General features: G+C 62.3%; 17 protein-coding genes. All 17 read right to left on the bottom strand.

Translation table 11 applies throughout. From position 1 onward, the window contains the following. Nucleotides 1-62: 62 nt before the first annotated feature. The 17 genes from ureG to urtB all read right to left on the bottom strand — a co-directional run bounded on the left by ureG (nt 63) and on the right by urtB (nt 12,714). Nucleotides 63-674: an urease accessory protein UreG gene (ureG, locus tag C5J26_RS02400; protein ID WP_046635165.1), complete on the bottom strand. Its 612-nt coding sequence runs from the start codon at nt 672-674 to the stop codon at nt 63-65. A 43-nt stretch (nt 675-717) separates the two neighbouring features. Then, on the bottom strand, nt 718-1,350 hold the full coding sequence (locus C5J26_RS02395) for an urease accessory protein UreF (protein WP_105400906.1): 633 nt from the start codon (nt 1,348-1,350) through the stop codon (nt 718-720). Nucleotides 1,351-1,392: 42 nt separating this feature from the next. After that, on the bottom strand, nt 1,393-1,857 hold the full coding sequence (ureE, locus tag C5J26_RS02390; RefSeq protein WP_105400350.1) for an urease accessory protein UreE: 465 nt from the start codon (nt 1,855-1,857) through the stop codon (nt 1,393-1,395). Between the two features lie 14 nt (nt 1,858-1,871). Beyond that, on the bottom strand, nt 1,872-2,543 hold the full coding sequence (locus tag C5J26_RS02385; RefSeq protein ID WP_105400349.1) for a TIGR02117 family protein: 672 nt from the start codon (nt 2,541-2,543) through the stop codon (nt 1,872-1,874). Between the two features lie 25 nt (nt 2,544-2,568). After that, nucleotides 2,569-4,278, bottom strand: a complete 1,710-nt coding sequence (ureC, locus tag C5J26_RS02380; protein ID WP_105400348.1) for an urease subunit alpha — start codon at nt 4,276-4,278, stop codon at nt 2,569-2,571. 3 nt (nt 4,279-4,281) lie between these two features. Then, nucleotides 4,282-4,689 carry a PIN domain-containing protein gene (locus C5J26_RS02375; protein ID WP_105400347.1) on the bottom strand — a complete coding sequence of 136 codons (408 nt, stop codon included), beginning with the start codon at nt 4,687-4,689 and terminating at the stop codon, nt 4,282-4,284. Next, on the bottom strand, nt 4,686-4,952 hold the full coding sequence (locus C5J26_RS02370; protein ID WP_046600988.1) for an AbrB/MazE/SpoVT family DNA-binding domain-containing protein: 267 nt from the start codon (nt 4,950-4,952) through the stop codon (nt 4,686-4,688). The genes C5J26_RS02375 and C5J26_RS02370 overlap by 4 nt, the downstream gene beginning before the upstream one ends. Before the next feature lie 79 nt (nt 4,953-5,031). After that, nucleotides 5,032-5,412 (bottom strand): lysozyme inhibitor LprI family protein, encoded by a 381-nt coding sequence (locus C5J26_RS02365; protein WP_105400905.1) that lies wholly within the window; start codon nt 5,410-5,412, stop codon nt 5,032-5,034. A 29-nt stretch (nt 5,413-5,441) separates the two neighbouring features. After that, nucleotides 5,442-5,747, bottom strand: a complete 306-nt coding sequence (locus tag C5J26_RS02360) for an urease subunit beta (RefSeq protein WP_038544563.1) — start codon at nt 5,745-5,747, stop codon at nt 5,442-5,444. Between the two features lie 11 nt (nt 5,748-5,758). Continuing rightward, entirely contained in the window at nt 5,759-6,010 is a 252-nt protein-coding gene (locus C5J26_RS02355) for a DUF1272 domain-containing protein (protein WP_046635148.1), read from the bottom strand. Between the two features lie 11 nt (nt 6,011-6,021). Next, entirely contained in the window at nt 6,022-6,324 is a 303-nt protein-coding gene (locus C5J26_RS02350) for an urease subunit gamma (protein ID WP_105400346.1), read from the bottom strand. An 18-nt stretch (nt 6,325-6,342) separates the two neighbouring features. After that, complete coding sequence (locus tag C5J26_RS02345; protein ID WP_105400345.1) at nt 6,343-7,188, bottom strand: urease accessory protein UreD; 846 nt, start codon at nt 7,186-7,188, stop codon at nt 6,343-6,345. Further along, entirely contained in the window at nt 7,125-8,282 is a 1,158-nt protein-coding gene (locus tag C5J26_RS02340; RefSeq protein ID WP_172745734.1) for a PHB depolymerase family esterase, read from the bottom strand. Before C5J26_RS02340 ends, C5J26_RS02345 begins: the two co-directional genes overlap by 64 nt. Nucleotides 8,283-8,502: 220 nt before the next feature. Further along, the gene (gene urtE, locus C5J26_RS02335) at nt 8,503-9,198 is read right to left on the bottom strand and encodes an urea ABC transporter ATP-binding subunit UrtE (RefSeq protein WP_007762131.1); all 696 of its coding nucleotides are present in this window, start codon (nt 9,196-9,198) and stop codon (nt 8,503-8,505) included. A 1-nt stretch (nt 9,199) separates the two neighbouring features. Beyond that, the gene (gene urtD, locus C5J26_RS02330; protein WP_105400343.1) at nt 9,200-9,961 is read right to left on the bottom strand and encodes an urea ABC transporter ATP-binding protein UrtD; all 762 of its coding nucleotides are present in this window, start codon (nt 9,959-9,961) and stop codon (nt 9,200-9,202) included. A 12-nt stretch (nt 9,962-9,973) separates the two neighbouring features. Continuing rightward, a complete protein-coding gene (gene urtC, locus C5J26_RS02325; RefSeq protein ID WP_105400342.1) occupies nt 9,974-11,143 on the bottom strand; it encodes an urea ABC transporter permease subunit UrtC in 1,170 nt (389 codons plus the stop codon). Continuing rightward, the gene (gene urtB, locus C5J26_RS02320; RefSeq protein ID WP_105400904.1) at nt 11,140-12,714 is read right to left on the bottom strand and encodes an urea ABC transporter permease subunit UrtB; all 1,575 of its coding nucleotides are present in this window, start codon (nt 12,712-12,714) and stop codon (nt 11,140-11,142) included. The genes urtC and urtB overlap by 4 nt, the downstream gene beginning before the upstream one ends. Nucleotides 12,715-12,787 lie beyond the last annotated feature (73 nt).

Genomic DNA, 12,787 nt, shown 5'->3' with positions numbered 1-12,787 from the left:
GCGGCGGGACCGCGGCATGCAGATAAGGCCGGTGGCTTCGAGGGGCCACCGGCCTCAATTTTTTAAAGCCCGCCCTGCTCCTTCAGGAACCGGACCACATGGTCCACGCCAACGCCGCGCTTCAAATCGGTAAACAGATGCGGCTTGGCCTCGCGCATGCGATACGCGTCGCGGTCCATCACGTCGAGATCGACGTCGACGTAAGGCGCCAGATCCTTCTTGTTGATGATCAACAGGTCGGAGCGGGTGATGCCTGGGCCGCCCTTGCGCGGGATTTCCTCACCCTGGCAGGTGGAGATCACATAGATGGTGATATCGGCGAGATCGGGCGAAAAGGTCGCCGCGAGATTGTCGCCGCCTGATTCGATGAACACCACGTCAAGGTCCGGTATGCGCTCGTTCAAACCAGCGATCGCCTGCAGATTGATCGTCGCGTCCTCGCGGATGGCGGTATGCGGGCACCCGCCGGTCTCGACGCCGACGATGCGGTCGGAAGACAGCGCCTGGCAGCGCACCAGCGCTTCGGCATCCTCCTTGGTATAGATGTCGTTGGTCACGACCGCGACGGAATAATCCTCCCGCATCGCCTTGCAGAGCTTCTCGGTCAGCGCCGTCTTGCCCGAACCGACAGGGCCGCCGATGCCGACGCGCAGAGGTCCATTCGCCGATTTCATGTGTCGTCCTTTCATTCTACCAGATTTCAGCTTAGGCCCGCTTCTACGAGCGGAAAAGCCGCGAATGCTGTGTTTCATGCCGAAGAGAGGCGATTTCCGCCTGCACTGCCGCACCGCCGAGATCGTCGAGAGTGGCAAGGCTTGCCTTCTCCGCAATGTCGGCGACCAGACCCTCGATCTCGGCGAGCACGGCCACCCCTTCCACCTGCCCGGAAACCCCAAGCCTGATACCGGCAGACACCGATTGCGAGACGGCCGCATGCAGATAGGCGGCAAGCGCCTGGGCTGCTGGCACGCCATGCCCTGCCGCAATCGCACCGACTGCGACGGGAAACGGTACGGCTGGCGGCAGGCGGTAGAGAACCGGATGCGGCCATGCGGAGGCCGCCGCAGCGAATGCCTTGCCAAGCGACAATGTCTCCGCGTGACGCTCTGCAGAGCCGGCAAGCGCCAGCCCCAGTTCGGCTATCTCCTTCAACGCAGCCCCGTCCTCATACCGCCGCCAGGCTTCGCCGAACAGCACGGCGTCGTTCCACAAGGCGCCGTGCCGCAGCAGGCTCGTCAGCCAGGCGATCAGACCTGCGGCATCCTTGACGAGGCCATCGTGCACCGCCCGTTCGAGCCCGCCCGAATAGGCGAAACCGCCGATCGGAAAGGCCGGCGAGAGCCAGGCCATCAACCTCAGAAGCGCCTTGGTATCGAGGTTGGTCACGAAGCCTCAATGTCCATGATGGTCGTGGCCGTGGGAACCATGCGAATGATAGGCGCCGCGAGCCGGCTGGAAACCTTCCTCGACCTCGGCAACCGCCGCACCAAGCCCTTCCAGCATGGCGCGGATCACGTGGTCGCGCAGGATGAGGATGCGGCCTTCCTCGATCTGCGCCGGAAGGTGCCGGTTGCCGAGATGCCAGGCGAGTTCGATCAGGTGCAGCGTGCCGCGCGCCTTGATCTCGAAGAGTTTTTCCGGAGCCGCATGTACCTCGATCGTATCGCCGTTCTCAAGCACCAGCCGGTCGCCGTGATGGAAGAGCACGGCCTCCTTGAGATCGAGCATCACCATCTCGCCATTGGAGAGATGCAGCAGCTTGCGGCGCAGATGCCGCAGATCATGCGGCAGCGTGACGATATCGACCGGCGGATCGGTGACCACGCCGGCGGGGTGATAGGAGTGGACGTGCTGCATGGGAAACTCCGGGGTCAATTGAAAAGCTTGAGTGAGAGGGTAAGCGTCTGTGGCAACGGATTCCAGAGGCCGGTGCGCAATCCGGCGGCGCGAAGTGCCGCGGCTGCCCACGTGTTGCAGCCGACAACCGCGTTGAAATAGCCGTTCGCCTCGAAGAACCGGTCATTATCGCCATAACCCGCCTCCGGCACCACAGCCACCTCGCCTGCCTGACGGGTGAAGCTCGTCTGGATGAACGCCAAAAGCCGCTGGTATTCCGCCGTCTCCAGGTCGATCGGCATCACCGCCGGATGGCTTTCATCGATCCCGCCGGCAACATCCACATGCATGACCGAACTATCGATCGTCAGCGCCCGCAACACCGGAAGCGGTTTCAAGTCCGCCCAGGTCGGCGTTTCAAGATAAAAGGCCCGCCCACCCCAACCGAGCACCAGCCATTCCGCACCGGGATTGGCAACGGGGATTCCGGACCGCTCCAGAAAAGCAAAGGCGGCGCGGGTATCCTCAGCCAGCGGAATGGCGATGTCCGTGTGGATCGGATTGGACAGAACCAGGATGCGCCTTTGCGCCGCCGGTTCCGCCGCCCGGCTCGGCGCAAACAGCGGCCGCGGAATGAACGTCCCGCCTGCCACCGCGACAACCAAGAACAGAACCGCAGCGAGGAGCCGGCGCAAAAACGTCTTCATGAGTGGGCTCCGAGGTGCCTGCGCCTCAGAACAGGAAATAGCGCTGCGCCATCGGCAGCACGGTTGCGGGCTCGCAGGTCAGGAGTTCGCCATCGGCCCGTACCTCGTATGTCTCCGGGTTGACCTCCACATGCGGCGTCAGCGAATTGTGGATCATCGAGGCCTTGGAGATGCCGCCGCGGGTGTTTTTGACGGCCACCAGCTTCTTGGCAACGCCGAGGCGCTGGACAAGGCCGGCATCCAGCGAAGCCTGGCTGACGAAGGTGACGGACGAATTGGTGCGCAGCTTGCCGTAGGCCGCAAACATCGGCCGATAGTGCATCGGCTGCGGCGTCGGGATCGAGGCGTTCGGATCGCCCATCGGTGCGGCCGCGATCGAGCCGCCGAGCAGCACCATTTCCGGCTTCACGCCGAAGAAGGCCGGGCTCCAGAGCACCAGATCCGCCCGCTTGCCGATCTCGACCGAGCCGATCTCGTGGGAAACGCCGTGCGCAATCGCCGGGTTGATCGTGTATTTGGCGATGTAGCGCTTGACGCGGAAGTTGTCGTTATTGCCGGTTTCTTCCTTCAGGCTGCCGCGCTGGCGCTTCATCTTGTCGGCCGTCTGCCAGGTGCGGATCGCCACTTCCCCGACGCGGCCCATGGCCTGGCTGTCGGAGGAGATGATCGAGAAGGCGCCGAGATCGTGGAGGATGTCTTCGGCAGCGATGGTCTCCTTGCGGATGCGGCTTTCGGCAAAGGCGATGTCTTCCGGGATCGACGGCGACAGGTGATGGCAGACCATCAGCATGTCGAGATGTTCGGCAAGCGTGTTGATTGTGTAGGGCCGGGTCGGGTTGGTCGAGGACGGGATGACGTTCGGATTGCCGCAGATCTTGATGATGTCGGGCGCGTGGCCGCCGCCCGCCCCTTCCGTGTGGAAGGCGTGGATGGTGCGGCCCTTGATGGCCGCGACCGTATCCTCCACGAAACCACTTTCGTTCAGCGTATCGGTGTGGATCATCACCTGCACGTCGAAGGCGTCGGCAACCGTCAGGCAGTTGTCGATCGCGGCCGGCGTCGTACCCCAGTCCTCGTGAAGCTTCAGCGACGAGGCACCGGCGAGGATCATTTCCTCCAGCGGTGCGGGAAGCGACGCATTGCCCTTGCCGGCGAGCGCGAGGTTCATCGGGAAGGCATCGAAGCTCTCGATCATCCGCTCGATATGCCAGGCGCCGGTGCAGGTGGTGGCAAGCGTGCCGTGTGCCGGGCCGGAGCCTCCACCAAGCATGGTCGTGACGCCGCTCATCAGCGCCTCCTCGATCTGCTGGGGGCAGATGAAATGGATATGTGCATCCATGCCGCCGGCCGTCAGGATCTTGCCCTCGCCGGCGATCGCCTCGGTGGACGGGCCGACGATGATCGTCACGCCCGGCTGGGTATCCGGATTGCCGGCTTTGCCGATCGCGTGGATGCGGCCGTTCTTCAAACCGACGTCAGCCTTGTAGATGCCGGAATGGTCGACGATCAACGCATTGGTGATGACCGTATCGACGGCGCCTTCCGCCCGCGTCGCCTGGCTCTGCCCCATGCCATCGCGAATGACCTTGCCGCCGCCGAACTTCACCTCTTCGCCATAGACGGTGAAATCCTTCTCCACCTCGATGAACAATTCGGTATCGGCAAGCCGCACCCTGTCGCCCGTGGTCGGACCGAACATGCTGGCATAGGAGGCGCGGGACATCTTGTGGGGCATGGTTCAGACCTTCTCGGAAAGTGAAACAAAGGGCGCCTTCTTGGCCGCGCCGCGATCGATGGTAACGGTTGGAGAAGCACCGGCGGCTTCATTGAGCTCGGCGATCAGATAATCGGCAAAGCCCGCTCCCCCTTGCCTGAAAGCTGCAACGGCGCGCTCGACCGCCTCAGCCTCGCCAAGTACGAGACTGTCCGATGCGAGAAGGCTTTCGATGAGATCGGCAAGTTTGGAGCGGTCGTATTCGGGCTTGCGCCGCAGTGTCCACACTAGTTCGACAAGGGTGATGGGATTAATGTAACCCGGCCGTTGCGGGGATAGTTGCGTATCGAGGAACCGTGTGACGATCGGCGACCAGTGTGGATCATCGTCAAGGGCGTAGCGCACCAGGACATTGGTATCGATACCGATCAAGGATCATCCTCCTGCCGGTCGATGGCCGTGCGGCGCCTCACAGTCTCGTAGATAGCCTCGTCGATGTCGATAGGGCCATCCGCCTTTCCGAAAATTCCCTTGATGTGCGAAAGCCCGCTCTTCTTCGCCACGACCGAAACCTTGCCGTTGTCGTCGACGATGAACTGCACCAGACCGCCCGGAGGCAAGCCGAGCGCCCTCCTGACCTCGACCGGAATTGTGGCTTGTCCCTTCATGGATGTCTTCGCCTCGAATCTACCCATTGCCATCGCTCCCTAACTTTCTTACTTCTCCCTACTTATCAAAAATTCCCTACCTTGGCAATTTCTCCACACATGCGTGTCAGTTCCCCATCGCCTCGGTCAGCTCTTTGAGTTCCTCAATGCGCTTGCGGGTGAGGTCCGCCTGACATCCGGAAATCAGCATCGGCTCCATCGAGCCGCCATGGGCCTGGAAGCCGGAGGAGATGCATTGCGCGTCGCGATAGACGACCCAGGCGCGTTGCGCCTTGACGAGCGCATCCTCGGCGCCTTTGAGGTCCGCGGAACTATCCGCATCCCATTTTTTCATCGCCTTGCGGGTTGTCTGGTACTGGGCATTAAGAGCCTTGTCGGCGGCCTCGTAGTCGCGTTGCGAGCAGATGTTCATCTCCATCTGCGTCTGCGGGTTCTTGCAATTTGCCTTTGGCTCCTGTGCCACCGCCGGCATGGCAAGAAGCGCCATGAACGCGGCGGAAAACGCGAATGCGGGCTTCACAGCGCACCCATGATCTTCTGCTGGAAGCCATAGACCTCGCGCTTGCCCGAAAGCGGGATCAGCGTCACTTCCCGCATCTGGCCGGGTTCGAAACGGACAGCCGTGCCGGCCGGGATATCGAGACGCATGCCGCGCGCCTTGTCCCGGTCGAAGGAGAGCCCGTTATTGGTCTCGAAGAAATGGTAATGGCTGCCCACCTGCACCGGCCGGTCGCCGGTATTGGCGACCTTTATGGTCACCGTCGGAAGACCTGCATTGAGCTCGATTTCGCCTTCTGCGGCAATCACTTCACCGGGGATCATGGCATTCTCCTTCAAGCCGCCTTGGGCGCGCAGCCCTCAGCCTTCAGAACACGTTTGGTGGAGGCTGGATGGCGGGCGAGCGCCGCTGCCGTGCGCACCGGCCGGCGAACCAGCTCGCCGGCGCAGTTCGGGCAGGTGCCCTTCAGCACGTCGGTGGCGCAATCGGCGCAGAACGTGCACTCGAAGGTGCAGATCATCGCCTCGCGGCTTTCCGGGGCCAGATCCTTGTCGCAGCATTCGCAATTGGGGCGCAGTTCCAGCATGGACCTCCTCCTCAGCGGATCGGTTCGTGGACGGTGACGAGCTTGGTGCCGTCCGGGAAAGTCGCCTCCACCTGCACGTCGTGGATCATCTCGGCAATGCCGTCCATAACCTGGTCGCGGGTGACGACATGGGCGCCGGCCTCCATCAGGTCTGCGACCGAACGGCCATCGCGCGCACCTTCCACCACGTAATCGGTAATCAGGGCGATCGCTTCCGGATAGTTGAGCTTGACCCCGCGATCCAACCGGCGTCGCGCGACGATCGCCGCCATGGAAATCAGCAGTTTGTCTTTTTCTCGTGGGCTCAGGTTCATGGGAATCCCGCTGTAAGATCAGATGTTCCAGACTTTCGGCACTGGCGCGCCGTTACGCAATACGGAAATTGCCGGTGTCAGGATTTTTCTCAAGTCGAAGCCGGTTGGCGCCACCAGCCGGGCGATCAGCTTGCCGTTCCAGTAGCTGGCTCCGCCGGTCCACAGGCTGGCTCCGCCGGGCGTGCCGTCGACAATCTGGCGGAGTTTCGGGAAGAGCATTTCGGCGAGCGGGCCGGTGTAAAACAGCGTCGCGAAGGCGACCTGACCGGAGAGCACGGCGGCGGCCTGGGAAAGCTGCTCGATCTCGCCCTCGAACTTCATCTCTTCCGCATGGATCAACTGGCCAGAGCGGCGCACCCGCCAGCGGTCGCGGAAGAAACCGTTCGCGACCGCCTCGCCCATCGCCTTGCGACCGAGCAAAACCGCCTCGACGGCCAGGAATTCGGACCTTTCGGAAAGATCGACGTCGAGCCGGCGGGTCAGCGAGGATTGGTCGAAAAGGATGGTTTCCTGGGGGAGCCAGTGGACCGAGGCGTCTTCGCCGACGGTGACATGGGTGGAGACGGAGGCCGTGCCGGACGAGGCTTTGTAGATCTTCTCGTTCGCCTGGGTGGTGACCGCCAGTCTTGTGGAAGCGGCAGCGGCGACGGACCATTCGATCACGTCGCCGCCCGTCAGTCCCCCCGACGTATTGATTAAAATCGCCTCCATTTCAGGCGAAAATGTTTCCGGAAGGCGAATTTTTGCGCAGCCTTCCTGGTAGAATTCGGCGAGCCGTGTCCGCCCGCCGAAAGCCTTGGTTACAAGGCGTCCTGCACCCCTTGCCCGCTGCGGCGCATATCGATCGGCTGGTTGCTGTTGCACGTCGTCCCCTGAAGATCGGCTTCGGTTCCGCAGCCCGATGCAACGCCCGTGCCAGACTTGGCCGCCGAACCGATCTTGGCGGGTGCTGCGGTGGCGATCACGTCGGTGCTGTCGGCCTTGCCGAAGAACTCCCACATCCGTGAAGCCGGATCAACATTGGCGTCGAACGCCGGTTTGGCAACGGTGACCGCGGCCACCTTGGTGACGCTCGCGGCACCGTCCTTGGCGGCAGCGATCACAGCTTCCGTGGCGGCAACCGGTTTCGGCCAGTCATGCGTGCCGTTGGCGAAGACGTAGGATGCGACGCGTGCCCCGTTCTTGCAGGTACCGTAGAGACTGAAGGTCACGCCGTCGACGGTCTTTACGTCGCCATTGCCCTTGCAGCCGTCGAGTTCGGTCCACCGCTGGATTGCTGTCTTGAATCCGTATTGCCAATAGGTATTGCCGCCGCCCGCGTAAGGGTTGGCTGCATCCTTGACGCCGGCAAAGGCCATGATCGAGATGGGCCTGGCGGGATTGCAGCCTTGCGCATCCGGAGCCCATTTGCCGTCGGCCTCGACCGGACGGCCGGCGCGCAGCGAATGCACGAAGCCGGCGGCTGCGAAATCGTCATGACCGGAGCAGAGGTAGGCCGACAACATGCGGCCGCCACCGGAATAACCGGAGGCATAGATGCGGGCCGGATCGACGCAGAACTGCTGTTTTGCGGTATTCAGGGCCTGCTTGATGTATGCGATCTCGTCGAGGCCGCCCTGCTGTACGGTGACGAAAGGCACGTTCCAGGCATAGGTGCCGGCGGAGCTTCCAGGCAGGCTGCCCTGCAGCGCCAAAACGATGAAGCCGTTTTTCTCCGCGATCTTGTCCCAGGAGCTTCTGTTCAGCTGCCCTTCAGGGTTGCTGTGGCTACCATGGAGATCGAAAACCAGCGGAACCTTGTCCTTGCCGGTATAGGACGATGGAATGAAATAGATGGCCGAACGGGCGATGCCGTCGGTCTCGATGGTGATCCTGTGGCGACCGGCTTCCATCGGCTGGCCGCAGCCTGCGGCAAGGGCGCTGCCGGTCATGGACCCGAGAAAGGTCGTGGCGCCCAAAAAAACCGCTCCTACAGCAACCATGCGTGTAAGAGCGGAACGAGAGAAGAAACCGGCAACGCGTGCAAAGACCATCAGCGCCTCATCATGGGGTGCGGGGGTTGTCAACAAATATGCGGAATGCCCTGAAAACGCAGTGTTGTTAACATATATTAGCGGCCCTTGAAACGCACGAAGTGCTGCAACGTGATACAAACATTCACCAGTAAAAATACTGGTCTCAGACGGTCAGATGCCGCCTTGCTTCTGCCGTATCCAGAGTCTCGGCCGCCCCTTCGTGCACAATCTCGCCACGATCCATGATGTAGACCTGGTCGGCCAGCTCCCGGCAGAAGTCCAGATACTGTTCCACCAGGAGAATGGCCATGCCGGTTGAATCGCGCAGGTAGCGGATCGCCCGGCCGATATCCTTGATGATCGACGGCTGGATGCCTTCGGTCGGCTCGTCGAGCACGAGGATCTTCGGACGGGTGACCATGGCGCGGCCGATCGCAAGCTGCTGCTGCTGGCCGCCTGACAGGTCCCCGCCTCGCCGGCCGAGCATCGATTTCAGCACCGGAAACAGCGAGAAGATCTCGTCCGGGATGAACTTGTCCTTGCGGGCGAGCGGCGCGTAACCGCTTTCGAGATTTTCCTGGACTGTCAGGAGCGGAAAGATTTCCCGGCCCTGCGGCACGTAGCCGATGCCGTGCTTGGCGCGGTTATAGGGCGCAAGACCGTTCAGGACTTCCCCCTGGAAGCTGATCGTACCGGCGCTGACCGGATGCTGGCCGGTGACGGCGCGGAGAAGAGAACTCTTCCCCACGCCGTTCCGCCCCAGCACGCAAGTGATCTTGCCCATATCCGCATGAATGGAAACGCCTCGCAGCGCCTGCGCTGCGCCATAGTGAAGATTGACGTTGTTGACTGTCAGCATGTTAGCGCCCCAGATAATTCTCGATCACCTTCGGATCGCTCGAGACGAAATCGATCGAGCCTTCGGCAAGTACCGAACCTTCCGCAAGGCAGGTCACCTTGACGCCGAGTTCGCGGATGAAGCCCATGTCATGTTCGACGACGACCACCGACCGGGTCTTGGCGATTTCCTTGAGCAGAACCGCCGTCTCGGCCGTCTCCGCATCCGTCATGCCGGCGACAGGTTCGTCGACCAGAAGCAGCTTCGGTTCCTGGGCGAGCAGCATGCCGATCTCCAGCCACTGTTTCTGGCCGTGGCTGAGATTGGCGGCATACTCGTTCTTGCGGTGGGTCATGCGGATCGTCTCGAGGATCTCCTCGATGCGAGCCTTATCCTCCGCCGACAGCGTGTAGAACAAGGTGGCGAACACGCCGCGCGACCGGTTGAGTGCCAGTTCCAGGTTGTCCCAGACGGTGTGGCTTTCGAACACGGTCGGCTTCTGGAATTTGCGGCCGATGCCGAGCTGGGCGATGTCCGCCTCGTCCTTTTTGGTCAGGTCGATCGTATCCTCGAACAGGACCGTGCCGGTATCAGGCCGTGTCTTGCCGGTGATGATGTCCATCATCGTCGTCTTGCCGGCGCCGTTCGGGCCGATGATCGCCCTCAGTTCCCCGGGTTCGACCACGAAGGACAGCGAGTTCAGCGCCTTGAAGCCGTCGAAGGAGACGGAGACGTTTTCGAGATAGAGCAGGCTTTTCTGTCGTGTTTCGGAAATCATGTTCATGGTTGCGTGCCCCTATTCCGCCGCCTGGGCCTGGGCGACCGTCTCAGTACCGCCCCTGCCCTTTTCGGCATCCGCCGCAGCCTTCATCGCCTTGCGGGCTTTGAAGCCGTGCTGGATCGTCCCGACGATGCCCTTCGGCAGGAAGAGCGTCACGGCGATGAACAGGCCGCCGAGCGCAAACAGCCAGACTTCCGGGAAGGCGCCAGTGAAGAAGCTCTTGCCGCCGTTGACGAGGATTGCGCCGATGATCGGGCCGATCAGCGTGCCGCGGCCGCCGACGGCCGTCCAGACGACCACTTCGATCGAGTTGGCCGGCGCGAATTCGCCGGGATTGATGATGCCGACCTGCGGCACGAAGAGCGCGCCTGCAATCCCGGCCATCATGGCAGAGACGACGAAGGTGAAGAGCTTGATGTTCTCGACCCGGAAGCCGAGGAAGCGCACCCGGCTTTCCGCATCGCGCACGCCGACCAGCACCTTGCCGAACTTCGAACGGACGATAGCCGAGGCAAGGATCAGGCAGAGCGACAGCATCAGCGCCGACATGAAGAACAGAACCGCACGCGTGCCGTCCGCCTGGACGGAAAAGCCGAGGATGTCCTTGAAGTCGGTGAGGCCGTTGTTGCCGCCGAACCCCATGTCGTTGCGGAAGAAGGCAAGCAGCAGGGCGTAGGTCATCGCCTGGGTGATGATCGACAGGTAGACGCCGTTGACGCGGGAGCGGAAGGCGAACCAGCCGAAGATGAAGGCAAGCAGGCCGGGAACGACGATCACCATCGCCATGGCGAAGACGAACCAGTCGAAGCCATGCCAGAACCACGGTAGTTCCTTGTAGTTCAGGAACACCATGAAATCCGGCAGGATCGGGTTGCCGTAGACGCCGCGCGGGCCGATCTGGCGCATCAGGTACATGCCCATCGCATAACCGCCGAGCGCGAAGAAGGCACCGTGGCCGAGCGAGAGGATGCCGCAGTAACCCCAGACGAGATCGAGCGCCAGCGCCAGCAGCGCATAGCAGAGATACTTTCCGAACAGCGACATGGCATAGGTCGGGATGTGAAGGGCGCTATCTGCAGGGGTCAAGAGGTTGAGCGCCGGCACCAGGATGCCGATACCGAGAAGGATGCCGACGGCTACGACGATGCGGCCCTCGAGGGCGCGGAAGACAAACCCGGAAATCATGCTTCCACCGCCCTTCCCTTGAGCGCGAACAGGCCGCGCGGACGTTTCTGGATGAACAGGATGATCAGCACCAGAACCAGGATCTTGCCGAGCACGGCGCCGACCGAGGGTTCAAGGAACTTGTTGAGTACCCCGAGCGACAGTGCGCCGACCAGCGTGCCCCAGAGATTGCCGACGCCGCCGAACACCACGACCATGAAACTGTCGATGATGTAGCTCTGGCCGAGGTTCGGCGAGACGTTGTCGATCTGGGAGAGCGCGACACCGGCGATGCCGGCGATGCCGGAGCCGAGGGCGAAGGTGAAAGCGTCGACCCAGGGCGTCTTGATGCCCATCGATGACGCCATGCGGCGGTTCTGGGTGACGGCGCGCATGTTGAGGCCGAAGGAGGATTTCTTCATCACCACCAGCAGCGCCACGAAGATCGACAGCGAGAAGGCGATGATCCACATGCGGTTCCAGGTGATCGTCATGCCGCCGACCGGGAAGGAACCGGACATCCAGGACGGATTGCCGACTTCCTGGTTGGTGGGCCCGAAGAGCGAGCGGATCGTCTGCTGCAGGATCAGCGAGACGCCCCAGGTGGCAAGCAGCGTTTCGAGCGGCCGGCCGTAGAGGAAGCGGATGACGCCGCGCTCGATGACCATGCCGACGGCGCCGGTGACGAGGAAGGCAACCGGAAGCGCGATCGCCAGCGACCAGTCGAACAGGCCGGGCGCATGGTCGCGGATGACCTGCTGCACCACGAAGGTGGAATAGGCGCCGAGCATGACCATTTCGCCATGCGCCATGTTGATGATGCCCATGACGCCGAAGGTGATCGCGAGCCCGATCGCCGCCAGAAGCAGGACCGAACCGAGCGAAACGCCGTACCAGACGTTCTGGCCGACATCCCAGAGCCTCTGGCCGCTTTCGATGCTGGCGATCGCCGCATCGACATCGCCCTTGAGGCTCGGATCGAGCGACGCGGATGCGCCCATCAAAATGCCGATCGCGTTGCGGCCGCCATAATTCTTGATCGTCTGGATCGCGGCCCGCTTTTCATCGATGGAGCGGTCGGAGGAAAGCAGCGACACGGCGCGCGCCTCTACCATGCGGGCCTTGACCTCGCCGTCGGTCTCCTTGGAGATCGCGGTTTCGAGGAGTTCGAGGTTTTCGGCGCTCGGCGAGCGGAGCACCGCATCGGCCGCCTGCAGCCGGACCCCGCGATCCGGGCTCATCAGCGTCAGGCCGCCCATGGCCGAGCGGATGACGCGGCGAAGACTGTTGTTGATCTTGATCTTGGTGACCGTGTTTTTGGCGGCCTGTCCGGCGGAAACACCGGTGACCGGATCGATCAGTTCGTAATTGGAGCCGGCTGCCTTGCCGATGAACACCAGGTTATCGGACTTGCGGAAATAGAGGTCACCCTCGGAAAAGGCATTCAGCGCCGGCACGAGCCGCGCATCACCGGTGGCAGCGAGCTGGCCGATCAGTTTTTCAGCTTCGCCGAAATCCGCCTTGGAGAGCGCGTCGATCAGCGGCTTGGGATCGGTCTGCTGCGCGAACGACGGCGCGGCGAAGGAAAACATCAGGCAGAGCAGAAGACCAAGGCTCTGCAGAACGCGGAAAGGAACTTTGCTCGTCATTGGAACCCCCTTGCGA

Origin of the sequence: Neorhizobium sp. T7_12 (genome assembly GCF_002968535.1) — a bacterium.
Taxonomy (GTDB): Bacteria; Pseudomonadota; Alphaproteobacteria; order Rhizobiales; family Rhizobiaceae; genus Neorhizobium; species Neorhizobium tomejilense.
Note: the sequence above shows the minus strand (reverse complement) of the source record. Positions and strands in the feature narration are given on the sequence as shown.

Bases quoted from the DNA above. Each gene is read 5' to 3' on its own strand.
- ureG (WP_046635165.1), bottom strand. From the start codon at position 674: ATGAAATCGGCGAATGGACCTCTGCGCGTCGGCATCGGCGGCCCTGTC.
- C5J26_RS02395 (WP_105400906.1), bottom strand. From the start codon at position 1,350: ATGGCCTGGCTCTCGCCGGCCTTTCCGATCGGCGGTTTCGCCTATTCG.
- ureE (WP_105400350.1), bottom strand. From the start codon at position 1,857: ATGCAGCACGTCCACTCCTATCACCCCGCCGGCGTGGTCACCGATCCG.
- C5J26_RS02385 (WP_105400349.1), bottom strand. From the start codon at position 2,543: ATGAAGACGTTTTTGCGCCGGCTCCTCGCTGCGGTTCTGTTCTTGGTT.
- ureC (WP_105400348.1), bottom strand. From the start codon at position 4,278: ATGCCCCACAAGATGTCCCGCGCCTCCTATGCCAGCATGTTCGGTCCG.
- C5J26_RS02370 (WP_046600988.1), bottom strand. From the start codon at position 4,952: ATGGGTAGATTCGAGGCGAAGACATCCATGAAGGGACAAGCCACAATT.
- C5J26_RS02365 (WP_105400905.1), bottom strand. From the start codon at position 5,412: ATGGCGCTTCTTGCCATGCCGGCGGTGGCACAGGAGCCAAAGGCAAAT.
- C5J26_RS02360 (WP_038544563.1), bottom strand. From the start codon at position 5,747: ATGATCCCCGGTGAAGTGATTGCCGCAGAAGGCGAAATCGAGCTCAAT.
- C5J26_RS02355 (WP_046635148.1), bottom strand. From the start codon at position 6,010: ATGCTGGAACTGCGCCCCAATTGCGAATGCTGCGACAAGGATCTGGCC.
- C5J26_RS02350 (WP_105400346.1), bottom strand. From the start codon at position 6,324: ATGAACCTGAGCCCACGAGAAAAAGACAAACTGCTGATTTCCATGGCG.
- urtE (WP_007762131.1), bottom strand. From the start codon at position 9,198: ATGCTGACAGTCAACAACGTCAATCTTCACTATGGCGCAGCGCAGGCG.
- urtD (WP_105400343.1), bottom strand. From the start codon at position 9,961: ATGAACATGATTTCCGAAACACGACAGAAAAGCCTGCTCTATCTCGAA.
- urtC (WP_105400342.1), bottom strand. From the start codon at position 11,143: ATGATTTCCGGGTTTGTCTTCCGCGCCCTCGAGGGCCGCATCGTCGTA.
- urtB (WP_105400904.1), bottom strand. From the start codon at position 12,714: ATGTTTTCCTTCGCCGCGCCGTCGTTCGCGCAGCAGACCGATCCCAAG.